Origin of the sequence: Actibacterium sp. MT2.3-13A, assembly GCF_018139985.1 — a bacterium.
Lineage (GTDB): Bacteria > Pseudomonadota > Alphaproteobacteria > Rhodobacterales > Rhodobacteraceae > JAGSOU01.
Map to the genome: position 1 here is coordinate 243,354 of NZ_JAGSOU010000001.1, position 26,560 is coordinate 269,913.

Sequence of the window (26,560 nt, forward strand, 5' to 3'; positions counted from 1 at the left end):
GCATACATATGTGCGGTGTAGCCCGGATACCAACCCCCGGCCCATTGACGAGGTGCAAATGAGTTCTGCCATCATCCAACTCCTGGTTCTGGCCGGCATCGCCGTGTTCCTGATCCTGCGGCTGCGGTCGGTCCTCGGCACCCGCGAAGGTTTCGAAAAGCCGCCCGTCCCGATGCAGCGCCGCGCCGGCCCGCAGGATGCGATGCGCCGGGAATTCGAGGTGATCGAGGGCGGGGCGGATTCCGACATCACCGATCATGTGGATGAGAACTCGGACGCGGCCAAGGCGCTTGCGGCGATGAAGATGGCCGAGCCCGGCTTCAATGTCCGCGAGTTCCTGACCGGCGCGCGCGGCGCCTACGAGATGATCCTGATGGCCTTCGAGAAGGGCGATCTGGCGCAGGTTTCCTCGTTCCTCGCGCCCGAGGTCCTGGACAGCTTCACGCAGGTGATCCGCATGCGCGAGGAGCAGGGCCTGCATATCGAGGCGAATTTCGTCGGCATCCGGGAGCTTTCTCTGCAAAATGCGCGCTTCGACCGGGACACCGGCGAGGCCGAACTGACGGTGAAATTCGTGGGCGAGCTGACCTCGGTCGTGCGCAACGCCGCCGACGAGATCGTCGAGGGCAGCCCCAACGAGATCAAGCGCCAGCGCGACGTCTGGACCTTTGCCCGCAAGATGGGCTTGTCCGACCCGAACTGGCAGCTGGTCGCCACGGGCGAATGACCGGTGCCCTGCGCGCAGCAGCCGTCGCGGCGGTGATTGCGTTGGGCGGGGCGCCTTCCCTACACGCGGCCTCGGTGCAGGTCTTGCGCTTCGACGAGTTGCGCGGCTGGGCCGCGGATGACCATGACGCCGCGCTCGAGGTGTTTCTCGAAACCTGCCCCGATCTCGACGATCCCGACTGGGCGCCGCTCTGCGCGCTGGCCCAGGGCCGCCCCGAGGCGCGGCCGTTCTTCGAGATGTTCTTTCGCCCGGTGCTGATCGGCGGCGAGAGCCCGGCGCTGTTCACCGGCTATTACGAGCCTGAACTCAACGGCGCGCGCCGCCCCGACGCCCGGTTTCGCTATCCGCTCTACCGCAAGCCGCCGGAGCTGGCCGCGGGCGCGCAATGGTATCCCCGCGCCGATATCGAGGATCGCGCCCTGCTGGAGGGCCGCGGGCTGGAGATCGTCTGGGTCGACGACCCGGTTGAGCTGTTCTTCCTTCAGGTGCAGGGCTCGGGCCGGGTGCGGCTGCGCGACGGCGGCGCGATGCGCGTCGGCTATGGCGGATCGAACGGCCATGATTACCGCTCCATCGGGGCGGAGCTGGTGCGGCGCGGCGTCTATGCGCGCCACCAAGTCTCGGCACAGGTGATCAAGAACTGGGTGCGCCGCAACCCCGACGATGGCCGCAGCCTGCTGCGGCACAACCCCTCCTATGTGTTCTTCCGCGAACTGACCGACGTGCCCGCGGACAAGGGCCCGCTGGGGGCGATGAACCGCTCGGTCACGCCGATGCGGACGCTGGCGGTGGACCCGGAGTTCACGCCGCTGGGCGCGCCGGTCTGGATCGAAAAGGGCGGCGCGCGCCCGCTACGCCGGCTGATGGTCGCGCAGGACACCGGCTCGGCGATCAAGGGGGCGCAGCGCGCCGATATCTTCTACGGCACCGGCGTGGCGGCCGGGCGCCTCGCGGGGCGGGTGCGCGATCCGGGCCGGATGGTCGTCCTGCTGCCGATCGAGAAGGCGCTGACCCTGGCGCCGGGGGGCTGAGCGATGGCCCGACGCAAGCCCAGGGGGCTGAGCCCGGAGGACCGCGCCCTGTGGGACAAGGTCGCCGAGACCGCGACGCCGCTCCACCCGCCCAAGCGGCGCGGGCCGCCCGAGGGCTGGACGCCGCCGCCCAAGCCGGTGCAGCCGACCCCCCCTTCCCGCGTCCTGCCCGACTTCCGCCTCGGCCAGAGCGCGACCCCGCCGCCGGTCAGCCATGACATCGCGCCGGAACTGGCCGACCGGCTGGCCCATGCGCCGGTGCGAATGGACAGGAAATCCTTCACCCGCATGACCCGCGGCAAGCTGAGCCCCGAGGCGCGGATCGACCTGCACGGCATGACGCTGGCCCGCGCCCACCCGACGCTGACCGGATTTGTCCTGCGAGCCCATGCCGAGGGCAAGCGGCTGGTGCTGGTGATCACCGGCAAGGGCCGGCGCGCGACCGACGACGGCCCGATCCCGTCGCGGCCGGGGGTGCTGAAGCATCAGGTGCCGCAATGGCTGACCATGCCGCCCCTCGGCGGCGTGGTGCTGCAGGTGACGCAGGCGCATCAGAAACACGGCGGCGCGGGCGCCTATTACGTCTATCTGCGGCGCGCGCGCTAGGCTCCGAAAGGGCCTATTGCACCAGCGACGACACCGGCGACAGGATGATCGCGGTGGCGTCCTGCACGGTCAGCACCGTGCCCGGCAACAGGCCGGTGCGCCCCGCCATATCGCCGCTGAAGGCCGCCTCGACCGCCGCGATATTGCTGAACAGCCGGATCAGCGCCGGCGATTGGGCGATGGTCAGGTGGTTGAGCCAGTCGCCCCCGGCATAGGCCGAGACGTCGATCACCACGACCTCCAGGTCGGCCACCTTCTGCACCGTGTCGAGATTGCCGAGGCGGTTGCTCTCGCCCGACAGGCGCGCCGACAGCGCCAGCGCCCGGTCGCGCTGCGAGGCAAAGATCACGAAGGGCTGCGGCAAGTGCCCGATCGTCCGCGCCTGCGAGCGGAACACGTCCACGTCGATATCGGGCGAGATCAGGATCACCCCGTCCACCAGCGGCGCCACGCTGCCGCCCCGCTTCAGCGACAGTTGGCGCAGCGCCTCCATGCTCAGATGCGCGCCCAGCGAATGGCCGACCAGCAGCACCCGCCGGGCGCCGGCGCGGTTCACCTCCTCGATCAGCGCGACCAGCCCGTCGCGGGCGAAAAGCACGCTGTCGCGGTCATAGGCATAGCCCAGCGGCCTGCCGCTGGAAGGCCAGGAATAATGCACCATGACGCCGGGCATGTCGAAATCATGGCCTATCTGCGCGGTGCGGAACACGCCGTCGGCGAAGGTGTTGTTGAAGCCGTGCACATAGATCAGCACCTCGCGGTTGGCGGGCGAGCGCCGGGCGAGCGCCCCGGCCAACTCGGCGCGGAAGGCGTCGGCGCCGGCCTGGGGGGCAACATGGCTGGCCATGAAATGCTGCGCCGGGTCGGGGGCGCGGGCGGTCATCTCGATCTGGCCTGGCTGGTGCCCGGGCGGGATCGAGACATCGATCCGCGCATAGCTGATCTGGCTGCCCCGCGCACTCTGAAAGATCGCGTCGCCGCCGGGGCGGCGCGTGGTGCCGACATAGACCGGCACCTCGGTGCCGACCTGCGCGGCGGCCGGCGACACGGCGATGTCGGGCCGCGGCGTGCAGGCCGCCAGCGCGGCGAGACCGGCAAGACAAAGGGCAACAAGGCGCATGACGGACCCCCGGGGACGCGCGAGACAGGCTCCCCTACCGTCCTACGCGTTGCGGGCGCGCCGATCCAGCCCCCGGCCTACAGGACGTAACGGCTCATGTCGGCCGAGCGCATCAGCTCGCCCAGGTTCTTTTCGACGAAATCGGCGTCCACGGTCACCGTGTCGCCCGAGCGGTCGGGCGCGGAGAAGCTGAGTTCCTCGAACACCCGCTCCATCACGGTATAGAGGCGCCGCGCGCCGATGTTCTCGACGCTCTGGTTGACCTCGGCCGCGATCCGCGCCAGCGCCGCGATGCCGTCCTCGGTGAAGCTGACGGTGACCTCCTCGGTCGCCATCAGGGCGGTGTATTGCCGGGTCAGCGCGTTGTCGGTCTCGGTCAGGATGCGGACGAAATCGCCCTCGGTCAGCGCGCGCAGCTCCACCCGGATGGGCAGGCGGCCCTGAAGTTCGGGCAGCAGGTCCGACGGCTTGGCGATGTGGAAGGCGCCCGAGGCGATGAACAGGATGTGATCGGTCTTCACCGGCCCGTATTTGGTGGAAACGGTCGTGCCCTCGATCAGCGGCAGCAGGTCGCGCTGCACGCCCTCGCGGCTGACATCGCCGCCGCGGGCATCGGTGCGGGCGCAGACCTTGTCGATCTCGTCGAGGAAGACGATGCCGTTTTCCTGCACGGATTCCAGCGCCGCGCGGTGGACGGTCTCGTCGTCCAGCAGCTTGTCGGCCTCTTCGCCGATCAGCACCTCGTAGCTTTCGGCGACCGTCATGCGGCGTTTCACGGTGCGCCCGCCGAAGGCCTTGCCGAAGATGTCACCGAGATTCATCATCCCGCCCATCTGGCCGGGCTGGCCGGGGATCTCGAACATCGGCATGCCGCCGCCGCCGGTCTCGGCCAGTTCCAGCTCGATCACGGTGTTGTCCAGTTCGCCCCGCTTGAGCTTGCCACGGAACATCTCGCGGGTCTGTTCGCGGGCATCCGTGCCGGCGATGGCCTCGATCACGCGCTCTTCGGCGGCGTGGTGCGCGGCGGCCTTGACGTCCTCGCGCATCCACTCGCGGGTCTGGGCGATGGCGCTGTCCACCAGATCGCGGACGATCTGTTCCACGTCGCGGCCGACGTAGCCAACTTCGGTGAATTTCGTCGCCTCGACCTTGATGAAGGGCGCGCGGGCCAGTTTCGCCAGCCGGCGGCTGATCTCGGTCTTGCCGACGCCGGTCGGGCCGATCATCAGGATGTTCTTGGGATAGACCTCTTCGCGCAGGTCCGCGCCCAGCTGCTTGCGCCGCCAGCGGTTGCGCAGGGCCACGGCCACGGCGCGCTTGGCGTCCTTCTGGCCGATGATGAAACGGTCGAGCTCGGAGACGATTTCGCGGGGGTTGAGATCGGTCACGGGGCAAACCTTCTGCTTGGTTGGCCCTCTAGGTAAGACCTGTCGCGGCAAACGCAAGCATATTGGCCTTGAAACCCGCGCGCGGGGGGACGAAATACCATGCCGACACCACTCCCGGAAAGGCGACAAGACGATGATCACCCTGACCCGTTTCGGCGACGCGACCGCGCTTTTCGTCATGGCGGCGGAGGCTGAATACGGGCCGCATCTTCAGGCGCGCTTCACGCCCCTGATCACCGGCGTCGGGCCGGTTGAGGGGGCGATCGCCACCACCCACCACCTGGCCGAAATGCGGGCCGCGGGCGCCCTGCCCGACGTGGTGATCTCGATCGGTTCGGCGGGCTCGGCCAGGCTGCGCAAGACAGACATCTACCAGGTCAGCACGGTCAGCTACCGCGACATGGACGCCTCGGCGCTGGGATTTCCGAGCGGGATTACGCCCTTCCTCGACATGCCCGCCACGCTGCCGCTACCGCTGCGCGTCGCCGGCCTGCCCGAGGCGAGCCTGTCGACCGGCGCGAATATCGTCTCGGGCGCGGCCTACGAGGGGATCGACGCCGACATGGTGGACATGGAGACCTTCGCCGTGCTGCGCTGCTGTCACCGCTTCGACCTGCCGCTGATCGCGCTGCGCGGGGTGTCCGATGGCGACGCGGAACTGTCGGAGGTGACCGACTGGACCGAATACCTGCATATCATCGACGAGAAGCTGGCCGGGGTGGTCGACCGGATCGGTGAGGCGCTGGCCGAAAAACCCCTGGAATTCGCGGGTTACGGCGCGCAGGCCGCGCCGATCACGCTGGGCTGATACGCCGCTCGTCCCGCCCGGCGTTTCCGCCGGGCAGCGCCCGCCCGCCACGGGCGGCCGCTGCCCTCGTGGCCCGGCGTTCGGCCAAATCCCGTGCTATCGGGAGACCCTCAGCGGCTGATCTTTTCGATGGTCAGGTTGCCGTTGGTGTAGACGCAGATATCGGCTGCGATGGCCATTGCCCTGCGCGCGATCTCCTCGGCGGACAGGTCGGTGGCCTGCATCAGCCCTCGGGCTGCGGCCAGCGCGAAATTCCCGCCCGATCCGATCGCCGTCACGTCATGTTCGGGGGCCAGAACGTCGCCCGCGCCGGTGATCACATACATCTCGTCGCCGTCGCTGACGATCAGCATCGCCTCCAGCTTTTGCAGGTATTTGTCGGTGCGCCAGTCCTTGGCCAGCTCCACCGCCGCGCGCTGCAACTGGCCGGGCGTCGCCTCCAGCTTGGCCTCCAGCCGCTCCAGCAGGGTGAAGGCATCGGCGGTCGATCCGGCGAAGCCGCAGACCACCTCATGCCCGCCCGGGGACAGGCGCCGGACCTTGCGCGCGGAGCCCTTGATCACGGTCTGGCCGAGGCTGACCTGGCCATCGCCTGCGATCACCACCTCGCCGGCGCGTTTCACGCCGATGATCGTGGTGCCGTGCCATCCGGGAAACTGGTCGTCTGCCATTTCGGGCCTCCTTTGTGCTGCCTTCCAATATGGCGGCGTGGCGGACGGGCACAAGCGGCCCATGAAAAAGGGGCGCCGAGGCGCCCCGAATTCCGGTGATGTCGCCGCGGTCAGATCGACTCGTTGATCCAGGCCTGCAGCGCGGCCTTGGGCGCGGCGCCGATCTTGTTCGACACCACCTGGCCGTCCTTGAACAGGAACAGCGCCGGGATGCCGCGCACGCCCATCTGGGCGGGCGAGTTCGGATTCTCGTCAACGTTCACCTTGACGATCTTCACCTTGCCTTCCATCTCGGCCGACAGCTCTTCCAGGGCGGGGCCGATCTGCTTGCAGGGGCCGCACCACTCGGCCCAGAAATCCACGACGACGGGGATGTCGGATTGTTTCACTTCGGCGTCGAACGTGTCATCGGTGACGGCGACGGTTGCCATGCTGGTTCTCCTCGGCAAGATGCGTTGGGTTTGGAACCTATGGAGCGGCCCCCGCCCCGTCAAGATGCGCCAGCGCCGCCGTGACCAGCGCGGATGGCAGCGGCATCAGCCGCGCCGCGCGCGTCCACAGGATCGCGGTCTCGATCCGGCGGCCCGGATAGACCGCCGCCAGCGCCGCCGCATAGGCCCCCATCTGACGCATGAGCCCGTCGGGCACCTCCTCGGGGCGCGCAGGCACGACGGCGTTGGATTTGAAATCCACCGCCAGCACCCGATCCTTTTCCACGATCAGCCGGTCGATGGCGCCGCGGATGCGCTGCCCGCCAAGCGCGGGCAGGCTGGCGCTGACATCGACCTCGGCGAGCGTTCCGGGGGCGAAGACATGGGCCAGGTCGGGGGCGCTGAGCACCGCGCGCGCCTCGGCCAGAAGCGTCTCTGTTTCGGCCGGATCGGGCGGGTTTTCGGCCTGGCGCAGCAGTTTCGGCGCCAGCGCGTCCCATTGCGCCGGGTCGGTGCCCGGCAGATGCTCCAGCAGCAGGTGCAGCAACGTGCCGCGCCGCATGGCCGCGGCCTCGTCCAGACCGTCCCCCTCGCCCGGCAGCGCCTTTGCCCCGCCGAGGTCCGAGGGCGCCAGCGCGGCGGCAGGCCGTTCCGGCACCGCGGCGCGCGCCCGGGCCCAATCCGGCAGGGCGACAGCCGCAGGTGCGGCCGGGGCTTTCGCCGCGACCGCCGCGCCGCCCCAATCGCCGGTTTCGTATCGCAGCCCCTGGCCGAAGCCGAAATCATGTTTCACCGCGCCGGCATGTTCCATGCCCGCCGCGATCCGCTCATACCAGGTCTTGCCCTTGTCCAGGTCGCCCGCGGCGCAGGTGATCAGCCATTGCTCGGCCCGGGTCATGGCGACGTAAAGCAGCCTCTGTCGCTCCTCCTCCTGACGCGTTCTCTGCTGGTTCAGGGCCTCGTTCACTGCGTCCGGGCTGTCGCTGGCGGCCGGTTTCCAGATCGGCCGCCCCTGTGCGTCGGTGACGATTTCTCCCGGTTTCGGCGGCTGCCGCTTGCCGGTGTCGGGCAGGATCACGATCGGCGCCTCCAGCCCCTTGGAGCCATGCACCGTCATCACCCGGATGCGGTCGCCGGCAGCATCGAGCTGGCGCTTGATCTCCACCTCCTCGGTTTCCAGCCAGGTGACGAAGCCGGTGAGGCTGGGCACCTCCATCCGCTCATAGGCCAGCGCCTGGCTGAGCAGCGCGTCGATCCCGTCCTCGGCCTCCTCGCCCAGCCGCGCGATCAGTTTCCGCCGCCCGTCATGGCGGGTGAGGATGCGCTCCAGCAGGTCGAAGGGGCGCAGGTAATCGGCGTCCTTCAGCAGCGCGTCGAGGATGCCAAAAGGCTCTGTTCCGGCCGGAAACCGCTTTCGCAGGGCTTCCCACAGGTATTTCTCGCCCCGCCCGGCGGCGAGGTCGTAAAGCCGCGCCTCGTCCCAGCCGAACAGCGGAGAGCGCAGGGCGGTCGCCAGCGACAGGCTGTCCTCGGGCAACGCCAGGAAGGACAGGAGCGCCTTGAGATCGCGCACCGCCAGCTCGCCCCCGATCTTCAGCCGGTCGGCCCCGGCGATGGCCAGCCCCGCCGCCTTGCAGGCGCGGATGATCTCGTGGAACAGGTCGGAGCGGCGCTGAACCAGGATCAGGACATCGCCGGGCGTGACCGGGCGGCGCGCGCCGTTTTCCCAAAGGGTTTCGCCGCGGTCGATCATCGCCTTGATCTCGCCGGCCACGCGCTCGGCCAGCTTGACGCTGTGATGCTCGGGCGAGAGCGTGTTCACCGGGTCGGTCCAATGCGGGCGTTCGGGCTTCTCGGTCTTCTCGACCAGGGGCCACAGGTCCACCCGCCCCGGCATCTCGCTGCGGAAGGCCAGGTGGCTGACCTCATCGCCCAAGCCAGCCCGGTCATGTTCCGGGAAGGTGGCGTCGACCACCCGCAGGATCGCGGGCGAGGAACGGAAGGAATACTCCAGCAGCAGGTTTTCCAGTGAAACAGAGACGTTTTCCAACCGCTCGGCGAAATGCCGGCGCATGCGGTCGAAGCCGTCGGGATCGGCCCCCTGGAAGGAATAGATCGATTGTTTCTGGTCCCCCACGACAAAGATCGTGCGCGCCACGTCGCGCGCGCCCTGGCCGGAGGTGAATTCCTGCGCCAGCAGGTCGATCACCTCCCATTGCAGGGGGCTGGTGTCCTGTGCCTCGTCCACCAGGATATGGTCGATCCCGCCGTCGAGACGGTAGAGCACCCATTCCGCCACGCTGCGGTCGGTCAGCAGGTTGCGCGCCTTGAGGATCAGGTCGTCGAAATCCAGCCAGCCGTGGCGCAGCTTGCGCGCCTCGTATTCCGGCAGGAAGGCGGCGGCGAAACGGTGCAGCGCAAGCGTCTTGCGCGCCGCGATGAGGGAAAGGCGCCTTTGCCGTGCGGCCTCGATCCGCAACATCAGCGGCTCGACCCGGCTGCTCAGGTCGGGGTTGGCCTCGCGCGTTTTCTTGGTGGGAAAAGAGCCAATCTTGGCCGAAAACGGCTCTTTCGCCCCGGACCCGAACAGGAACACGCTTTCGAGAGACTCGTAATCCGCCTTGCCGGGCACGGCGGTGTCGACATGCCTCAGCTTTTCGCCGGCTTTTACGTCGGTCGACGTGCCCGCGTCCAAAGCCGTCCGCAGATCGGCCAGAAGCTCTGCCTCGCCGCCGAGGAACACCTCACCCTTCAGCGCATCCTCGTCATAGCCCGCCGGCAGGTCCAGCATGTCCCAGATCGCGCCCGCATCGGGCTCGGCCGGAAAGGCATCGCGGTGCTTGGCGATGTCACCCACCAGCCTGTCGAGATCGTCGCCGGTGAACCAGGCGGCGATGCCGTCGAAAACCTCGGGGGCGGGGCCGTCGGCGAGGTCTTCGAGGATATCGGCGCGCAACCGCCGCGCGGCGCGGTCGTCCATCTCCACGAATTGCGGCGAGACGCCGGCCTCCAGCGGGAACCGCCGCAAGAGCGACGCGCAGAAGGAGTGGATGGTCTGGATCTTCAGCCCGCCCGGCGTCTCGATCGCGCGGGCAAACAGCCGCCGCGCCTCGCGCAGGGTTTCGTCGCGGATCTCGCCCTCCAGCCCTAGTTCGCGCAGCTTGCCGGTCAGCGTCTCCGCGTCCAGCATCGCCCATTCGCCCAGCCGCCGGAACAGCCGGTTCTGCATCTCGGAGGCCGCGGCCTTGGTGTAGGTCAGGCACAGGATGTGCTGCGGCTGGACATTGCCCAGCAGCAGCCGCGCCACCCGGTCGGTCAGCACCCGTGTCTTGCCCGAGCCCGCATTGGCCGACAGCCAGGTGGAATTGCCTGGATAGGCGGCCTGGACCTGCCGTTCGGTGGCGGCATCGCGTTTCATTCGCCCACCTTCATCAGTTGCGCCGGCTGGCTTTCGTCCCATTCGCCGAAGCGCGACAGCTGGTCGTAATCGGTCACCTCCTCGCGCTTTTCCAGCATCCGGCGGGGCATGTAGCCCTGCGTCGCGCTGGAATAGGCGTCGATCAGTTCGTGCAGCTCGGTCCAGACCGTGCCCAGCAGTTCGGCATCGACCTCGTGCGGGAACTCGCCGGGTTTCGCGCCCAGCCCGATATAGGCCACCCCGTCCACGGTTTCGGGGGGCAGCGCGTCAAAGCCGCCGCGCTCGGCGATCAGGGCCTCAAGGTAGAGCTGCTTGTCGAATTCCCTCATCTGCGGCTCGCTGGGCGGCGTGCCGGTCTTGTAGTCGTAGATCATCAGCCCGCCCGCGTTCAGCCGGTCGATCCGGTCGGCCTCGGCGGTGAGGGTAAAGCCGTTTTGCAGTGAAACAGAGCCTTTCCGCTCCAGCGCGACCCAGTTGCCGCGGGCGTTCCGCGCGGCCTCGTCGGCGACGAAACTGTCGGCCACGCGCGCCAGCCGCGCGCGCCACATGCGCCGCGCGGCGGGCCAGGGGGCGTGTTCGGTCAGCACCCGGTCGGCGGTGGCCAGGAAACGGGCCTTCGCCTCGGCCGGGTCGCCCGGAACGCCGTCGCGCAGGAAATCCTCCAGCACCTTGTGCAGGATCGTGCCGCGCAGCAGCGCGTCGGGCTCGGCGCGCAGCGGGTCGAGCGGGCGCAGGTTCAGCACATAGGCCGCATAGATCGCGTAGGGGTCGCGGATCAGCGTCTTGATCCGGGTCACCGACAGGCGGGCGGGCCGCGCGGCGACGGGCGGGCAGGGGGCCGGGCGTGGCGCGGGCGGCACGGGGACGTCGGGCCGCTCGAACGCCTCGGCCATGTCCAGCAACGCCCGGCCGCGCGCGCACATCGCGCTCAGCGCCTCGGGCCCGCCCTGATCAGGCAGCCCGCGCAGCAGGTTGGTCAGCCGGTTGAGCCAGCGCGAGGCGACGGTCTCGGCCTCGGCATCGCGCACGGCGCGCGACAGGATCACCTCCCGCGCGGCCACCGCCTGCTGAAAGTCATGCGCCGAAAGCCCGATCCGCCGCTCGGGCAGCAGCAGGCCCAGCCGTTTGCGCATGTCGCGGTTCAGCCAGGGGTCGGGCGGGGCCATCTGCGGCCAGATCCCCTCGTTCAGCCCGCCGAGGATGACCAGGTCGGCGCCCTGCACGCGCGCCTCCAGCGTGCCCCAGATCATGATGCCGGGATGCGGAAGCTTGGGGTCGCGGACCTCGTGGCGGTTTAGGACGGAATGGAAGAGATTGGCGTAGTCGGCCGGCGACATCTCGCCGCCATATCCGGCCTCGGCGCGCAGTTCGTCCAGCGCGGTGCGGGCCTTTTCGCCGGCCGCCGCGTCCCACAGGGCGCCCGCGCCGTCGCCCTGCGGGCCCTGGGCCAGACGTTCGGCCAGCGCCACATGGGTCTCCACATGATCGCTGAGCGGTCGGGCGCCGATCGCGTCGATGCCGTCCAGGCATCCGGCCAGCCATTCGGCCCAGTCCGCACGCCCGTCGTCCCGGTCGCGCGCACGGGCCCAGTGCCGCAGATCCGCGGCGGTGGGGAAGGGCGGGCCGTTGCGGCGCAGCGACAGCTCCAGCTCGCGGGTCCAGAGCAGATGCGGGCCGCGGTCGGAGCCGGTGGCGGTCAGCGGATGCTTCAGCAGCGTCAGCAGCGCCTCGGCCGTCACTTTCTGACCGAAGAGAGACGCAACATGGCGGAAAAACCGCCCCGGCGCGGATAGCGGCAGCGGCGTGCCCGCGCTGTCGTCGGGCTCGATCCCCCAGCGGTCGAGCGTGGCGGCGACGCGGCGCGTCAGCATCCGGTCGGGCGTGATCAGCGCCGCCGTCGTGCCGTGCTCGGCGGCCTGGCGCAGACGCAGGGCAATGGCCAGCGCCTCGTCCCGGGGCGAGGGCGCCTCGATCAGGGTCATGGCGGCGGCGGCCTTGGCGATGTCGGTCAGCCTGTGGCCGTCCTCCAGCCACTGATCGGTCACCGGCGCGGGGCGCAGCGCCAGCGAAATCAGGCGGTTTCGGGCCGGGTTAGGCTCCGAATCCGCCGCCCAGGGCGAGACATCGGCGCGAGTCAGCTCCAGCGCGTCCATCAGCCGGCGGAAGCGGAATTGCGGGTGATCCTCGGCGGTCAGCGCGTCGTCCAGCCGGTCCCAGACATGGGCGGGCTGATCGAAATCGAAGCCGGGCAACACCACCGCCCCCTGTGGCAGGCGCGCAACCGCCTCCATGAACAGCGCCGTCGCCCCGCGCGAGCCGGTGGAGCCGGCGACGATCACCGGATGCATCGGCGGGTTTTCGGCCCATTGCGCGGCAAGGCGCTGGGCCACGAGGCGGCGGCGCGCCTCGGCGTCGGGGGCCTCCTGCACGGCCTCGCCGAAGAAATGCTCGACGATGGAAATGAAGGCGCGGGTGCGCGCCCAATGCGCCGAGAGGTGCGAAACGTCGAGGTCATGCAGCGCCGACGGATCGACACCCTCGCCATGCATCTCGTCCATCAGCCCGGCCAGGCTGTCGGCGAGGTCGAACACCGCGGCGCGCGGGGCGAGATCGGGCGCGCGCTGGACCAGCCGGGCAACGAGCTGTGCCAGTTCCAGCCGGCGGCGCAGCGGCGGCACGGCGGGGGGCAGGTCGGCCGAGGCGGGGCCATCGCCCAGCTCGGTCAGAAGGCGGATGCAGGGCAGGAGCCGCGCCGGGCCCGCGTCGAACAGCGCCGACAGGCGCCGCCGCATCCGGTGGGTGTTGACGAAGATCTCCACCCGCGCCCAGGCCTCGGGCGGCTGGCCCGACAGTCTCTGTTCCAGCCCGTTCAGCAGGGCGGCGGGGAAATCGGCACCGGGCGGCAGGCCGAAGAGGCGGGGGCCGCGGCCGTCAAACATCGCGCGCCTCGGCCAGCATCGCCTCGGCCGCGGCGATGCCTTCGGGGCTTCCGACATCGCACCAGTTGCCGGGATGGACGACGCCGAAGACTCGCTGGTCGGTCAGCATCGAATCCCACAGCAGGTTCAGCGAAAACACCCGGTCGGGAATGGTGGCCAGCCCGTCGGGGCGCAGGATCTGCGCGCCGGAATAGACGAAGCCGCCGCCGCGCGAGATGCGGCCATCGGCGTGCAGCGCGAAATCGCCCTGGCCGGCGTGGCCGCGCGCCCGGTCGCGCGGCACCAGCAGCAGCAGCGCGTCCATGACCGCCGGATCCCAGGCCGCGGCGAGGGTGTGCAGCGGGTTCGGCCCGGTCCAGGCGGCGTCGGTGTTCAGGGTGAAGACCGGCCCCGGTCCCAGCAGCGGCAGCGCCTGGCGCAGCCCGCCGCCGGTGTCGAGGATCTCGGGCGTCTCGTGCGAAATCCGCACGCCGGGGCGATCGCCGATATGCGCGGCGATCTGGTCGGCCCGGTAATGCGCGTTCACCACCACGGGCGCCACCCCGGCGGACTCGGCCAGAGAGAGCGCATGGTCGATCAGCGGCCGCCCGGCCACCTCGATCAGCGGTTTCGGGCGGGCGGCGGTCAGCGCGCCCATGCGCGTGCCGAATCCCGCGGCGTAGAGCATCAGGGCTTTGGGGTGGTCGGGCATCGGGCCTTGATCCTTTCGCGGATTTCGGCGTCGGGGGCCGGGATCAGCCGCGCGACGCGCTCGCGCAGCCCGGCCAGAGCCGGATGGGCGAGATCGTGCTGCAGATGGTCCCAGACGCGGGGCATCAGATCCACATAATGCGGCTTTCCGTCCCGGATGCAAAGCCGGGCGAAGACCCCGAGGATACGCAGGTTGCGCTGGGCGCCGAGGCAGGCATAGGCGGCGGCGAAGGCCGCGCGCCCGACCCCGGTGGCGGCGATGTAGCGCGCGATCATCGCCTGTTGCAGCGCGGCGGGCACGTCGCGTCGGGCATCCTCCAGCAGGGAGACGAGGTCATAGGCCGGGTGGCCGGCCATGCCGTCCTGGAAATCCAGCAGGCCGACGCGGGCGATGCCGGCGCGCCCGGGCAGCCAGATCAGGTTCTCGGCGTGATAATCACGCTGGGCGAGAACCGACGTGTCGTCGCAATAGCGGGCCAGAATGGTTTCTAACTCGGCCTGAAATGCCTGCTTTTCGCCCGGCGCCGCCGCGGCGACGGCGGGCAGATACCAGTCGAAGGGCAGCGCGCCGAGTGGCGCCATGGTGGCCGGATCATAGGCCGCCAGATCCGCCGGGGCGGGGTGGCGGTGCAACTCGGCCAAGAGGTCGATGGCGCATTCGTAAAGCGGCGTCTCGAGGCCCGGATCGGCGGCGATCGCGCGGGCATAGAGCGCGTCTCCCAGGTCCTCGAGCAGGAGGAGGCCGCGGTCGGCGTCCTCGGCCAGGATCTCGGGCGCGCTGAGGCCGAGGCCGCGCAGGTGCCGCGCGATGCGGACGAAGGGGCGCACGTCCTCTCCGGTTTCGGGGGGCGCGTCCATCAGGACGGCACTTGCGCCGGCGGCCGGGTCGGTCAACCGGTCGTAGCGCCGGTTCGAGGCATCGCCCGCCAGCACCACGCGCGCCGCCCCGGCCCAGCCGGCGCGGGCGAGAAAGGCGTCGATCAGGACGCCGCGCTCAGGGGTTGGCATGCGGGAAATCCTTGACTGTTGCGGCCAAACGCGCGGCCCAGCCCGCGTCGCCCGACAGCGCCACCCGATGCGTGCCGTCGGGCAGGGCGGCAAAGTCGAGCCGCAGCGCCGCAGGCGGCGCCAACTCGCCCAGCCGGTCGGGCCATTCGACCAGGCACAGCGCGGTCTCGAAGGCGTCGATCAGGCCCAGCTCGATCACCTCGTCGGGGTGGCTCAGGCGGTAGAGATCGGCATGCCAGATCTCCAGCGGCCCGGCCTCGTAGCTTTGCACCAGGGTGAAGGTGGGCGAGGGGATGTCCTCAACCAGACCATGCGCGGCGAGGCGGGCGCGGATCAGGGCGCGGGCGAAATGGGTCTTGCCCGCGCCGATGGGCCCGGACAGCAACAGCACGTCGCCCGGCCCCGCCAGCGCGCCGACGCGTTCGGCCAGCATGGCGGTGTCCTGTTCCGAGGGCAGGGGGATCGTGGCGGAAAGGGTGGCGCTGCTCATGGCGGCAGTTTTACCGTCCCCTCCGGCCCCTGCAAGGTGCGATCAGGGGGGCGTGACGGAAAGCGCCGGCACGGCCACCGGCGCGGCGAAGCCGATCAGCGTGGCGCCCCCGGCCAGCGGCTGCATGCGGCAGATCAGCCCACCGCCGTCGTGCAGGGTGACGGGGTGGCGGCTGGCGGTGCGCGGGCCGAAGCGGCGGACGAAATCGCGCGCCTGCGCCCAGACCGGCGAGGGCCGGCAGGCGGCCTGCCAATGCTCGCTGGCCTCGGCGATGCCGATCTCGCAGAGCGTGACCGAGGGGTCGATCCCCCAGAGCCGCGCATAGGCCTCGTTGGAGAGGGTCAGCACGCCGGCGGGCGAAAACACGGCGATCGCCTCGTCCAGCCCGTCGATCACCGCCTGGCCCAGCTCCAGCTCGGAGCGGAAGCGGCGGGTGAGCGATATTTCGGCGCTGATATCCTCGAACAGGAAGGCCAGCGCGCCGTCGGGATGCGGCCGGCCCGACACGCGGTAGGTCTGGCCGGTGGGCAGGGTCCAGGTCTCGTGGTAGGTGCCGGTGGCGACCTCCTCTTCCAGCGCGGTCATGCGTTGGCGCCAGTCCTTGTAATCCTTGGGCTCTGGCATCATCCGCCTGTCGCGCAGCCGGTCGAGAAAGGCCGTCAGCGTCGGGCGCGCGGTCAGGAACTGCGGCTCCAGCGCGCACAGATCGGTGAGCGCCGGGTTGAACAGCACCAATTCGCGGGCGCGGTTGAAGATGGCCAGGCCGATGGGCAGATCGGCGAAGGTCTTGGTCAGGGTCTGGCGGAAATTGCGCAGCGAGGTTTCGGCCTGCACGGCGGCATTGGCGGGCTGCGCGAAATAGAGCGGCCCGCCGGGGCGGGGCACGGCGGTGCAGTCATACCATTGCGCGGGCTTGCCCGGCGTTTCGATCACCACCCGGTGCGGCGCCATTTCGTTGACCCCGACGGTCAGCGGGTCGGACTGGAAAAGCTGCGGCAGCGGCCAGGTCAGCTCCGCCCCCTCGGGCAGGCGCTGCTCGACCTGGGAGAGATAGGCGCGGTTCGCCCAGGTGACGGTCCCGGCGGCATCCTGCGTCCAGGCCAGCGACGGCATATGGGCGACGACCCGGCGCAGGATCTCCAGCTCCTCCTGGAGGGCCGACAGGCTGGGCCCGTCGATCGGGCCGCGGCGCGGCGCGTCCGGCCGCAGCAGCGTGATCCGCGTCACCCCGCGGCTGAAACGCGCGCACAGGCCGGGGCGTCCGTCGCGGTCGTCAAGCTCGGCGAGGCCGGTCTCGGGCAGCCGCGCCATGGCCTGGCTGAACCCGGGAAAACGCTGCGACAGCAGCGCGGCGAGGCGTGGCCAGTCGAGCATCCCCTCGGGGCCGTTGTCGAGGAAACGGCGCGCCTCGGGCGTGGCATCGAGCAGGATCTCGCCGTCGAAGAGGAACACCATGTCGGCGCCCTGCACTGCCCCGCCATCGGCCAGCAGGCCGCGCGAGCGGGGCGCGGGCAGGCGCGGCACGGCGAAGAGCGTCAGCGCCACGGTCAGCACCGAGGTCAGCCCGAGAACCGCTGCCATCCCCCAGTCGAACGCCATGAGATCCGCCTTTCTGCCGGAGCTTTTCGCCGCCGGGCATTAAGGTCTCATAAAGGTTAAATCCGGGTTAACGCGGCCCTCTCAGCCAAGGATGGGCTGGTTCTCTCCCAGCGGGCCGGCGCTGCGGTCGGCGCCGATCAGCGTGCGGGGCCAGATCACCTCGACCACGGCGCCGCAGCGCTCGGGCCGGTTCTCGGGCGCCAGGTAGGGGTCGGAGCCGTTGGCGAAACTCAACTGCGCGCCGGTGCGTTCCAGCAGGGTCTTGGCGATGAACAGGCCCAGCCCCATCCCGGCATAGCCGGGGCGCTTGCGGATCTCGTCCTCGGTGCGGCGGTGGCGCATGAAGGGGTCGCCGATCCGGTCCAGCACCTGCTGGGTATAGCCCGCGCCGTCGTCGGAGATGCGGACGCCGATCTGGTCGTCGCTCCAGAACCCTTCGACCCAGACATTGCCTTCGGCGAAATCCACCGCGTTCTGCACGAGGTTGCGCAGGCCGTGGATGATCTCCGGGCGGCGGCGGATCGCGGGCTGTCGGTCCTCGGCGCCGGGCAGGGGGGCGATCTCGAAATGCAGGGCCTTGCCACGGTCCTGGTGCGGCTCGGCGGCCTCCTCCAGCAGCCGTTGCAGGGGGGCGGTGCGCAGGTGCAGGTCGTCCTTTCCGGCCCGGCCCATGGAATGCAGGATGTCGCGGCAGCGGTCGGCCTGCTCGGCGATCAGCGCCGCGTCGTCGCGCAACTCGGGGCGGTCGGACAGCTCGTCCCGGAGTTCGGAGCTGACCAGCTTGATTGTGGCCAGCGGCGTGCCCAGTTCATGCGCGGCGGCGGCGACGACGCCGCCCAGGTCGGTCAGCTTCTGTTCACGCGCGAGGGCCATCTGGGTGGCGAGAAAGGCATCGGACATGGTGTTGATCTCCGAGCTGATCCGCAGCGCGTAGGCCGCCAGGAACGCCACGCCGATCACGATCGCCACCCAGAAGCCGAACAGATAGATGTCGGGCATCCGCATGATGTCGCCGAAGGCGTCGCGCAGCGGCAAGTGGACATAGGCCGACAACGTGATCAGCCCGATTGCCACCACCCCCAGCAGCAATGTCGGGCCAAGCCGCAGCGCGGTCGCCGAGATCGTCACCGGCGTCAGCAGCAGCAGCGCGAAGGGGTTGTTCAGTCCGCCGGTCAGCATCAGCAGCAGCGCCAGCTGGGTGACGTCGAACAGCAGCATGAGCATCGTCTCGATCTCGGTCAGCCGCTTGTTCTTGGGATAGATCGCGATCGCAAGCAGGTTGGCGATGATGGCCGCACCGACCACCAGATAGCACAGCCCGGTGTTGATCTGCAGGCCGAACACACGCTGCGCGACCTCCAGCGCGACCAGTTGGCCTGCGATCGCCACCCAGCGCAGCCAGGTCAGCGTGCGCAGCGGCACCCACTGGCTGCGGTCGAACGGGGCCGGAAGGCCACTCTCCCTTGGCGGCGTGTTCATCCGGTCCTATCTCCCTGTGGCAACAGTTCCCTTGTATATCCCGGCCCGACGTCGGATCAATGCGCGCAAACCTTGCCCCGGAGGAACCTTTGATGACCCGTCGTTCTGCCGTATTCGCCGCCCTGGCCATGCTGACCCTTCTGGGTGCAACGGCCGCGGCCGCCTTCTTCTGGAAGAAAGAGGACAAATACGCCGCGTGCCGCAGCGGCCAGATTGCCGGCGGCGCGGCGCAGATCGGCGGGCCGTTCACCCTGGTCAACCACCTCGGCGAAACGGTGACCGACAAGGATGTGATCACCAAGCCCACGCTGCTCTATTTCGGCTATTCCTTCTGCCCCGACGTCTGCCCGCTGGACAACGACCGCAACGCGCAGGCGGTGACGATCCTCGAGGAGCGCGGCCATGACGTGACGCCGGTCTTCATCTCCATCGATCCCAAGCGCGACACGCCCGAGGTGATGAAGGAATTCGTGGAATACATGCATCCCAAGATGATCGGCCTGACCGGCACGCCCGAGCAGGTCAAGGCCGCCTCGCAGGCCTACCGCACCTATTTCAACGTGCGCGACCCGGAGGAGGAGTTCTACCTGATCGACCACTCCACCTTCACCTACCTGGTTTTCCCCGGGGAGGGCTTCGTCGATTTCTTCAAGCGCGAGGAGACGCCGGAGCAGATGGCCGACCGGGTGGCCTGCTTCATCGATTCCCAATGAGTTAAATTGACCCATGCGCCATTAGGCCCTAGATAGGCTTGGAACAATTCCAACGAAGAAACGCGTCTGGAGGCGGAAGATGGCAGAGGAACAGCTGCAAGACCTCGGGGAGGACAAATCCCTGCTGATCGTCGATGATGACGAGCCTTTCCTGCGCCGCCTCGCGCGCGCGATGGAAAAGCGCGGCTTCGAGGTCGAGACGGCGGGCTCCGTCGCGGGGGGCAAGGCCATCGCCACCGCCCGCCCGCCGGCCTATGCGGTGATCGATCTGCGGCTGGAGGACGGCAACGGCCTCGACGTGGTGGAGCTGCTGCGCGAGAAGCGCCCGGATGCCCGGATCGTGGTGCTGACCGGCTATGGCGCGATCGCCACCGCGGTCGCCGCGGTCAAGATTGGCGCCACCGACTACCTGTCCAAGCCCGCCGACGCCAATGACATCACCAACGCGCTGCTGGCCAAGGAAACCGAGCTGCCGCCGCCGCCCGAGAACCCCATGTCGGCCGACCGCGTGCGCTGGGAGCATATCCAGCGCGTCTACGAGCTGTGCGACCGCAACGTCAGCGAGACCGCGCGGCGGCTGAACATGCACCGCCGGACGCTGCAGCGTATCCTGGCCAAGCGCAGCCCGCGCTGAGGCGAGGCGGCGCGGATGCCCGGCCCGGCTGATCTGCGCCCCGATCCCGCCGGCGGATGGTCCTCCGAGATCGTGACGCTGAAGGGTGCGCAGGTCGTCCCGCCCAACGTGTCGCAGATGGTGCAGCCCGCCGGCGTCCTGGACGCCGATGCACGCTATGTCGGCCACGGCGCGCTGTGGCGCGGCCACCGGCCGATCACCACCGAGCCCGCGCCCGCCGACCCCCTCGAAGATCTGCCCGGCCGCTGGATCTGGGGCGGCGTGCTGTGGGCGCATTTCGGGCATTTCCTGGCCGAAAGCACCGCGCGTCTCTGGGCGCTGGACCATGCCCAGGGGCCGGTCGACGGCATCCTCTATATCCCCAAGCGCCCGCGGCTGGAGGACGAGGTAAAGGGGTTCCACAACGCCTTTCTCGGCCTTTTGGGCTGCGATCTGCCGATCCGGGTGGCCCACCGGCCGACCCGCGTCGAAGAGCTGATCGTGCCCGGACAGGGCTTCGGCCTGGGCGCGATTTCGGCCGGAACAGAGCCTTTCCGCGCCACGTTCCGCCGCCGCTTCGGCGCCGGTGTCGCGCCGGACGGGCCGGAGCGGCTCTATATCTCGCGCTCGGCGCTGGGGCTGCGAAAGGGCGGCATCCTGGGCGAGGAGAACCTGGAGGCCAGGCTGGCCGAGCAGGGCTACGAGATCTTCCACCCGCAGCAGCATGACATGCGCACCCAGATCGCGCGCTACAAGGCGGCGAAACAGGTGGTCGCGGCGGATGGCTCGGCGCTGCATCTCTTCGCCATGGTGGGCCGGCCCGAGCAGCAGGTGGGTGTGGTGCTGCGCCGCTCGTCGAACGTGGCCGACAACCTGATCACCCATCTGACCCATTTCTGCGGCCGCGCGCCGGTGGTGATCGACGCGCTGCGCCGCGAATGGGTGCCGGAGGGCAAGCAGCGCTCCTCGCGGCTGTCCTTCGGCGAGCTGGCGCTGCCCAAGGTGGGCCGGATCCTCGCGCGGCACAGCTTCATCGAAAACCGCGGCCGCTGGCAGCCGCTGACCGATGAGGAGCGCCAGCGCGTGTTCACCGAAAAGGGCCTGACCGGCAAGCGCGCCTATATCGTCGGCCGCAACCTGCGCGGGGGCGGGGCCAAGGCGTCAGGCGCCTAGGTGCGCGAGCAGGTCCCGGTGGCGCGCCAGATAGGCGCGGCGCACCTCCAGCGGCGGGCGCAGGCGGATCTCCAGCCCCGCGATCAGCTCGGGCCTGGGGCGGCCGAAGAAGCGGTTCGCCTCGGCCTCGGTGAAGCCGGCGATCTGCACCGCCTCCAGCCAGGCCGAGATGCGGTCGGCGCGCTTGATCTGCTGCTTGACCGATTTCGGCACCTGCGCGGGCAGGCCGAAGCGGATGTGGATCGCCGCCGACAGCTTGGCGTCCAGCGCGCCATAGCCCGGCCCGACCGCGGCCTTCACCGGCGAGATCATGTCGCCGATCACATATTCCGGGGCGTCGTGCAGCAGTGCGGCGAGGCGCCATTTCACCGGCGGATCCTTCACCAACCTGCCGTAGATCTCCTCGACCAGCAGCGAATGCTCGGCCACGGAATAGGCGTAGTCGCCCCGCGTCTGCCCGTTCCAGCGCGCCACGAAGGCCAGGCCGTGCGCGATGTCCTCGACCTCGATATCCACCGGGGTCGGGTCCAGCAGGTCCAGCCGCCGGCCCGAAAGCATGCGTTGCCAGGCGCGGGGTTCCTTGGGCATCTGGGTCTCCGGGTCAGGGTCGGGATGACGGTTGCCTAGCGCGAACGCCGCGCGCTGTAAATCCGCGGCCGCCGGGGAACGGCGGGCGCGAAACTTGGCCGCGTCAGTTGCCGCATGGCCGACCCGGTGCTATGTGCCGCTGAAACAGGTTATCAGAACGGAGCCGCGCCGATGGCCACGGATTATATCGTCAAGGACATTTCGCTGGCCGAGTTCGGCCGCAAGGAACTCGACATCGCCGAAACCGAGATGCCCGGCCTGATGGCCCTGCGCGAGGAATACGGCGCGGCCAAGCCGCTGACCGGCGCGCGCATCGCGGGCAGCCTGCACATGACGGTGCAGACCGCGGTGCTGATCGAGACGCTGGTGGCGCTGGGCGCCGAGGTGCGCTGGGCCTCGTGCAACATCTTCTCCACCCAGGACCACGCCGCGGCGGCGATCGCCAAGGCGGGCATCCCGGTCTTCGCGATCAAGGGTGAAACGCTGGAGGAATACTGGGATTACGCCGACCGCATCTTCCAGTTCGAGGAAGGCGGCGCGAACATGATCCTCGACGACGGCGGGGATGCCACGCTCTACATCCTGCTGGGCGCGCGCGTCGAGGAGGGCGAGACCGACCTGATCGAGACCCCCACCTCGGATGAGGAGGTCGCGCTTTTCGCCCAGATCAAGAAGCGGATGAAGCAAAGCCCCGGCTGGTTCGTGAAGCAGCGCCACATGATCAAGGGCGTGTCGGAGGAGACCACCACCGGCGTGCATCGTCTGTATAAAATGATGGAAAAGGGCCACCTGCCCTTCCCGGCGATCAACGTCAACGACTCCGTCACCAAGTCGAAATTCGACAACAAGTATGGCTGCAAGGAATCCCTGGTTGACGGTATCCGCCGCGCCACCGACACGATGATGGCGGGCAAGGTCGCCGTGGTCTGCGGCTATGGCGACGTGGGCAAGGGCTCGGCCGCGAGCTTGCGCGGCGCGGGCGCGCGGGTGAAGGTGACCGAGGTCGATCCGATCTGCGCGCTGCAGGCCGCGATGGACGGCTTCGAGGTTGTGACGCTGGAGGACGTCGTGGCGGACGCCGACATCTTCGTGACCACCACCGGCAACCGCGACGTGATCCGCATCGAGCATATGCGCGAGATGAAGGACATGGCGATCGTCGGCAACATCGGCCATTTCGACAACGAGATCCAGGTCGCCGCGCTCAAGAACCACAAATGGACCAACATCAAGGACCAGGTGGACATGATCGAGATGCCGAGCGGCGCGCGGATCATCCTGCTGTCCGAAGGCCGTCTGCTGAACCTCGGCAACGCCACCGGCCACCCCAGCTTCGTCATGTCGGCGAGCTTCACCAACCAGGTTCTGGCGCAGATCGAGCTGTGGACCCGCGGCGAGGAATACGCCAACGAGGTCTACATCCTGCCCAAGCATCTGGATGAAAAGGTCGCGCGCCTGCATCTCAAGAAGATCGGCGTGAAGCTGACCCAGCTGACGCCCGAACAGGCCGACTATATCGGCGTCACGCCCGAGGGGCCGTTCAAGCCCGACCACTACCGCTACTGATTGGGTCCAGGGTGACACGCAAGCGCCGCGCCGGGAGACCGGGGCGGCGTTTTTCATGGGACCGTCGCCGGATCGCGCGGCACCCAAAAGGGGATACCCGCAGCCCGTCCGGCCAACGCGCCAATCATGTGTTCGGCCCGGCGTTTGCGCCGGGCAGCGCTGCCTCGGGGGGCGGGCGCCGCCCTCGTGCCGAAACCCCGGCCAAGGCGGATGCGCCTGCGAAACCTACCCGAGAATTCCCTTTGTCCAGTGGGCAAAGGCCGCTACGCTTTTGCAGACGCCGCGCTGCCACGCGGCCTCATTGAAACAAGTGATTGGAACCAGGGGAGAGAACCGATGGGCAAAAGAGACGACCTGATCGCGCAATATGCCGACGACCTGCGCAACAAATGCGGGATGGAGCCGGACATGGACCTGCTGACCAAGGTCACCATCGGCTGCGGCCCGGCGATCTACGACGCCGACGCCTCGACCGTCGCGGGCACCCAGGCGGGCGAGCTGGAAACCGTCAAGAACAATTTCCTGATCAAGAAGCTGGGCCTGCGCGACGGGCCCGAGCTGATGGATGCGATCAATGCGGTGATCGACACCTACGGCCGGTCCGAGCGCAACAAGTATCGCGCCGTCGTCTACTACATGCTGACCAGGCATTTCGGGAAAGAGGCAATCTACCGCTGAGCCGAAGGTCCGGTTCCGGCCGAAGGTTTCCGGGCGGGCGTCAGAGCCCGCCCATCGCGCAGACGATGGCCCATTCCTCGGCCGTCACGGGTTGCACGGACAGGCGCGAGTTGTTGACCAGCACCATGTCCTTCAGCCGCTCATCCGCCTTGCACATCTCCAGCGTCACCGGGCGGGGCAGGGGCTGCACCGCCTTGATGTCCACGCAGTCCCAGCGCGGGTCGTCGGTGGTGCTGTCGGGATGCGCCTCGGCGATCACCTCGACGATGCCGACGATCGCCTTCTGCTTCAGCGAGTGATAGAAAAAGCCCCGGTCGCCCAGTTTCATCTCGCGCATGTTGTTGCGCGCCTGATAGTTGCGCACGCCGTCCCATTCCTCGCCCGCCGCGCCCCGGGCAAGCTGGTCCTCCCAGCCCCAGGTGTTGGGTTCGGATTTGAACAGCCAGTAGCGCATCAGCCGATCACCTTTTTCCAGGCCTGAACGGTGACGTTTTCGAACAGGCCGGCCTTGGCATAGGGATCGTTCTGCGTCCAGGCCTGCGCCGCGTCCGCCGTTTCCACGTCCAGGATGACCAGCGAGCCGCACATCTCGCCCGCATCGTCCAGGAACGGCCCGGCCTGCGCGACCACGCCGGTCTCGGCGATATAGGCCAGATGCGCGTCGCGGTTGGCCTTGCGGGTGTCCAGATGGCCGGGCTTGTCGCGGCAGATCAGGGCGTAGAGCATTCTCATTCCTCCTTCAGGGGACGGGCCAGCAGGGCCTGCGCGGCCTGTTCGATGCTGCATTGCCCGTCGATCAGGGCCGCCACCATCGTGGTGATCGGCATTTCGAAATCCAGTGTCTCGGTGCGTTTGGCGACGGCGCGCGCGGTTGCCGCGCCCTCGACCGTGATGGCGGGGTCGAACCCCTCGCCCCGCCCCAGCGCCCGGCCAAAGCGGAAATTGCGCGACAGCTCCGAGGTGCAGGTCAGCACCAGGTCGCCGAGGCCCGACAGGCCGGAAAGCGTCTCTGTTTCGGCGCCGTTGGCTTGGGCGAAGCGGACCATCTCGGCAAAGCCGCGGGTCATCAGCGCGGCGCGCGCGCTGTCGCCCAGCCCGGCGCCGATGACCACGCCGCTGGCGATGGCGATCACGTTCTTCAGCGCCCCGCCCATCTCGGCCCCGCGCACATCCTCGCTGCGATAGAGCCTGAGCGCCGGCGTGGAGAGCAGCGGTTGCAGCCGCGCCCCCACCGCCGTGTCGGCGCAGGCGAGCGTCAGAGCGGTGGGCAGGCCGCGGGCGATATCGGCGGCGAAGCTGGGTCCGGTCAGGATCGCGGGAATGGCGTTCGGGCAGGTCTCGGCAATGATCGCCGTGGCGCCACGCCCGGTGCCCAGGTCGATCCCCTTGCAGCAGGCGACCAGCGGCAGCCCGTCCAGCGCGCCCCGATGATCGGCCAGGAATCCCGCCAGCGTCTGCATGGGCACCGACAGCAGAACCGCCGCGCAGCCCGACAAATCCTTGATTTCGGCCGTGACAGTCACTGTTTCGGGCAGCGCCACCCCCGGCAGGCGATCCGCGTTGCGCCGTGTCCGGGCCATCCTGTCCACATGGGCGGCATCGCGCGCCCAGAGCGTCACCTCGCGCTCCGCCTGTCCCAGCGCCACGGCCAGCGCCGTGCCGAAGGCGCCCGCGCCCACGATCCCGATCATGCCTTGGCCCCTTTCTTGCCCGCGCCCAGCAGCGCCGGGCTGCTCTGGTCCAGTGGCCAGCGCGGGCGCGCCATGAGCGTCATGTCATCGCGCGCGCCGGCGCGGAAGCGTTCGATCCCCGCCCAGGCGATCATGGCGGCATTATCGGTGCAGAGCTTCAGCGGCGGGGCCACGAAACGGCAGCCGAGTTCGGCCGAAACAGTCTCTAATGCGGCGCGCAGTGACTTGTTCGCCGCCACGCCGCCGGCCACGGCGAAGGCAGGTGCGGCCGGGGCCCCGCCCATATAGATCGCCAGCGCGCGGCGGGATTTCTCGACCAGAACGTCGCGCATCGCCGCCTGGAAGGAGGCGCAGAGATCGGCGCGGTCGGTGCGCGTCAGCCCGCCCTTTTCCGCCACCACACCGTCGCGGGCGCGCAGCAGCGCGGTCTTGAGCCCCGAAAAGGACATGTCGCAGCCCGGCCGGTCCAGCAGCGGCCGGGGCAGGGCAAAGCGTTTGGCATCGCCCGAGGCGGCCTCGCGCTCCACCGCCGGGCCGCCGGGCTGGGGCAGGCCCAAGAGGCGCGCGGTCTTGTCGAATGCCTCGCCCGGGGCATCGTCGATCGTGCCGCCGAGGCGGGTGAAATCGCCGGCCCCCTTTACCAGCAGGAACTGGCAATGCCCGCCGGAGACCAGCAGCATCAGGTAGGGAAAGGCGAGCCCGTCGGTCAGCCGCGGGGTCAGGGCGTGGCCCGCGAGGTGGTTCACGCCCACCAGCGGCAGGCTCGATCCCGCGGCTAGACCCTTGGCGACCATCACGCCCGACAGCACCCCGCCGATCAGTCCGGGCCCCGCCGTCACGGCGATGGCGTCGAGATCGGCCAGCCCCAGCCCGGCCTGTTCCAGTGCCTGCTCGACGCAGATGTCCAGCTTCTCGGCATGCGCGCGGGCCGCGATCTCGGGCACGACGCCGCCGAAGGCCGCGTGCAGCGCGGTCTGGTCGGCCACGACCGAGGACAGGATTTCGGGCGCCGCGCCGGGCGCATGGCGCACCACGGCCGCCGCGGTGTCGTCGCAGCTGCTTTCCAGGCCCAGCACGGTCAGGGTCTGATCGGGCTCTTTGATTGCGTGGCTCATTCCCGGCAGGTAACACCG

General features: G+C 69.2%; 25 protein-coding genes. 9 read left to right on the top strand and 16 right to left on the bottom strand.

Going from position 1 to position 26,560, the window contains the following annotated elements; all coding sequences use genetic code 11:
- Nucleotides 1-58: 58 nt before the first annotated feature.
- The 3 genes from KCI33_RS01210 to KCI33_RS01220 are packed head-to-tail and all read left to right on the top strand — an operon-like array spanning nt 59 to nt 2,364.
- Nucleotides 59-727 carry a Tim44/TimA family putative adaptor protein gene (locus tag KCI33_RS01210; RefSeq protein ID WP_212522917.1) on the top strand — a complete coding sequence of 223 codons (669 nt, stop codon included), beginning with the start codon at nt 59-61 and terminating at the stop codon, nt 725-727.
- Nucleotides 724-1,758, top strand: a complete 1,035-nt coding sequence (locus KCI33_RS01215; RefSeq protein WP_212522918.1) for an MltA domain-containing protein — start codon at nt 724-726, stop codon at nt 1,756-1,758. The genes KCI33_RS01210 and KCI33_RS01215 overlap by 4 nt, the downstream gene beginning before the upstream one ends.
- Before the next feature lie 3 nt (nt 1,759-1,761).
- Entirely contained in the window at nt 1,762-2,364 is a 603-nt protein-coding gene (locus tag KCI33_RS01220) for a Smr/MutS family protein (RefSeq protein WP_212522919.1), read from the top strand.
- Between the two features lie 13 nt (nt 2,365-2,377).
- Here KCI33_RS01220 and KCI33_RS01225 read toward each other — a convergent pair whose 3' ends face one another.
- Together KCI33_RS01225 and hslU are read right to left on the bottom strand one after the other, a co-directional pair.
- Nucleotides 2,378-3,484: an alpha/beta fold hydrolase gene (locus KCI33_RS01225; RefSeq protein WP_212522920.1), complete on the bottom strand. Its 1,107-nt coding sequence runs from the start codon at nt 3,482-3,484 to the stop codon at nt 2,378-2,380.
- A gap of 77 nt (nt 3,485-3,561) precedes the next feature.
- Entirely contained in the window at nt 3,562-4,872 is a 1,311-nt protein-coding gene (gene hslU, locus KCI33_RS01230) for an ATP-dependent protease ATPase subunit HslU (protein WP_212522921.1), read from the bottom strand.
- 133 nt (nt 4,873-5,005) lie between these two features.
- Here hslU and KCI33_RS01235 point away from each other — a divergent pair, with 133 nt between their 5' ends.
- Complete coding sequence (locus tag KCI33_RS01235) at nt 5,006-5,680, top strand: 5'-methylthioadenosine/S-adenosylhomocysteine nucleosidase (RefSeq protein WP_212522922.1); 675 nt, start codon at nt 5,006-5,008, stop codon at nt 5,678-5,680.
- 110 nt (nt 5,681-5,790) lie between these two features.
- Here the strand turns inward: KCI33_RS01235 and hslV are convergent, their stop codons facing one another.
- The 9 genes from hslV to regB form a co-directional block, all read right to left on the bottom strand.
- Complete coding sequence (gene hslV, locus KCI33_RS01240) at nt 5,791-6,351, bottom strand: ATP-dependent protease subunit HslV (RefSeq protein ID WP_212522923.1); 561 nt, start codon at nt 6,349-6,351, stop codon at nt 5,791-5,793.
- A gap of 110 nt (nt 6,352-6,461) precedes the next feature.
- Nucleotides 6,462-6,782 carry a thioredoxin gene (trxA, locus tag KCI33_RS01245; protein WP_212522924.1) on the bottom strand — a complete coding sequence of 107 codons (321 nt, stop codon included), beginning with the start codon at nt 6,780-6,782 and terminating at the stop codon, nt 6,462-6,464.
- 37 nt (nt 6,783-6,819) lie between these two features.
- Nucleotides 6,820-10,200 (bottom strand): double-strand break repair helicase AddA, encoded by a 3,381-nt coding sequence (addA, locus tag KCI33_RS01250; protein WP_212522925.1) that lies wholly within the window; start codon nt 10,198-10,200, stop codon nt 6,820-6,822.
- Nucleotides 10,197-13,139, bottom strand: coding sequence for a double-strand break repair protein AddB (addB, locus tag KCI33_RS01255; protein ID WP_212522926.1), 2,943 nt, complete (start codon nt 13,137-13,139; stop codon nt 10,197-10,199). The genes addA and addB overlap by 4 nt, the downstream gene beginning before the upstream one ends.
- Nucleotides 13,132-13,830: a nucleotidyltransferase family protein gene (locus tag KCI33_RS01260; RefSeq protein WP_212522927.1), complete on the bottom strand. Its 699-nt coding sequence runs from the start codon at nt 13,828-13,830 to the stop codon at nt 13,132-13,134. Before KCI33_RS01260 ends, addB begins: the two co-directional genes overlap by 8 nt.
- Nucleotides 13,806-14,837, bottom strand: coding sequence for a phosphotransferase (locus tag KCI33_RS01265; protein WP_212522928.1), 1,032 nt, complete (start codon nt 14,835-14,837; stop codon nt 13,806-13,808). Before KCI33_RS01265 ends, KCI33_RS01260 begins: the two co-directional genes overlap by 25 nt.
- Entirely contained in the window at nt 14,824-15,327 is a 504-nt protein-coding gene (tsaE, locus tag KCI33_RS01270) for a tRNA (adenosine(37)-N6)-threonylcarbamoyltransferase complex ATPase subunit type 1 TsaE (protein ID WP_212522929.1), read from the bottom strand. The genes KCI33_RS01265 and tsaE overlap by 14 nt, the downstream gene beginning before the upstream one ends.
- Nucleotides 15,328-15,369: 42 nt before the next feature.
- Nucleotides 15,370-16,926: a PAS-domain containing protein gene (locus tag KCI33_RS01275; RefSeq protein ID WP_212522930.1), complete on the bottom strand. Its 1,557-nt coding sequence runs from the start codon at nt 16,924-16,926 to the stop codon at nt 15,370-15,372.
- Between the two features lie 81 nt (nt 16,927-17,007).
- A complete protein-coding gene (gene regB, locus KCI33_RS01280; protein WP_212522931.1) occupies nt 17,008-18,405 on the bottom strand; it encodes a sensor histidine kinase RegB in 1,398 nt (465 codons plus the stop codon).
- 92 nt (nt 18,406-18,497) lie between these two features.
- On the opposite strand from regB, the gene KCI33_RS01285 reads away from it, so the two are divergent.
- The 3 genes from KCI33_RS01285 (at nt 18,498) to KCI33_RS01295 (ending at nt 20,904) form a co-directional block, all read left to right on the top strand.
- Nucleotides 18,498-19,118 (top strand): SCO family protein, encoded by a 621-nt coding sequence (locus tag KCI33_RS01285; protein WP_212522932.1) that lies wholly within the window; start codon nt 18,498-18,500, stop codon nt 19,116-19,118.
- A gap of 79 nt (nt 19,119-19,197) precedes the next feature.
- The gene (locus tag KCI33_RS01290; RefSeq protein WP_212522933.1) at nt 19,198-19,752 is read left to right on the top strand and encodes an ActR/PrrA/RegA family redox response regulator transcription factor; all 555 of its coding nucleotides are present in this window, start codon (nt 19,198-19,200) and stop codon (nt 19,750-19,752) included.
- Between the two features lie 15 nt (nt 19,753-19,767).
- Nucleotides 19,768-20,904: a glycosyltransferase 61 family protein gene (locus KCI33_RS01295; protein ID WP_212522934.1), complete on the top strand. Its 1,137-nt coding sequence runs from the start codon at nt 19,768-19,770 to the stop codon at nt 20,902-20,904.
- Here the strand turns inward: KCI33_RS01295 and KCI33_RS01300 are convergent.
- Nucleotides 20,893-21,492, bottom strand: a complete 600-nt coding sequence (locus KCI33_RS01300) for an HD family hydrolase (protein WP_212522935.1) — start codon at nt 21,490-21,492, stop codon at nt 20,893-20,895. The two genes, KCI33_RS01295 and KCI33_RS01300, sit on opposite strands and share 12 nt — an antisense overlap.
- Before the next feature lie 171 nt (nt 21,493-21,663).
- On the opposite strand from KCI33_RS01300, the gene ahcY reads away from it, so the two are divergent.
- Nucleotides 21,664-23,058 carry an adenosylhomocysteinase gene (ahcY, locus tag KCI33_RS01305; RefSeq protein ID WP_212522936.1) on the top strand — a complete coding sequence of 465 codons (1,395 nt, stop codon included), beginning with the start codon at nt 21,664-21,666 and terminating at the stop codon, nt 23,056-23,058.
- 336 nt (nt 23,059-23,394) lie between these two features.
- The gene (locus KCI33_RS01310; RefSeq protein WP_212522937.1) at nt 23,395-23,736 is read left to right on the top strand and encodes a DUF2853 family protein; all 342 of its coding nucleotides are present in this window, start codon (nt 23,395-23,397) and stop codon (nt 23,734-23,736) included.
- 40 nt (nt 23,737-23,776) lie between these two features.
- Here the strand turns inward: KCI33_RS01310 and KCI33_RS01315 are convergent, their stop codons facing one another.
- Genes KCI33_RS01315 through tsaD form a run of 4 tightly spaced genes read right to left on the bottom strand, consistent with a single transcriptional unit; the run spans nt 23,777 to nt 26,542 of the window.
- Complete coding sequence (locus KCI33_RS01315; RefSeq protein ID WP_212522938.1) at nt 23,777-24,190, bottom strand: EVE domain-containing protein; 414 nt, start codon at nt 24,188-24,190, stop codon at nt 23,777-23,779.
- The gene (locus KCI33_RS01320; RefSeq protein ID WP_212522939.1) at nt 24,190-24,462 is read right to left on the bottom strand and encodes a YciI family protein; all 273 of its coding nucleotides are present in this window, start codon (nt 24,460-24,462) and stop codon (nt 24,190-24,192) included. Before KCI33_RS01320 ends, KCI33_RS01315 begins: the two co-directional genes overlap by 1 nt.
- Before the next feature lie 2 nt (nt 24,463-24,464).
- On the bottom strand, nt 24,465-25,427 hold the full coding sequence (locus tag KCI33_RS01325; protein ID WP_212522940.1) for an NAD(P)H-dependent glycerol-3-phosphate dehydrogenase: 963 nt from the start codon (nt 25,425-25,427) through the stop codon (nt 24,465-24,467).
- The gene (gene tsaD / locus KCI33_RS01330; RefSeq protein WP_212522941.1) at nt 25,424-26,542 is read right to left on the bottom strand and encodes a tRNA (adenosine(37)-N6)-threonylcarbamoyltransferase complex transferase subunit TsaD; all 1,119 of its coding nucleotides are present in this window, start codon (nt 26,540-26,542) and stop codon (nt 25,424-25,426) included. Before tsaD ends, KCI33_RS01325 begins: the two co-directional genes overlap by 4 nt.
- Nucleotides 26,543-26,560: the final 18 nt, after the last annotated feature.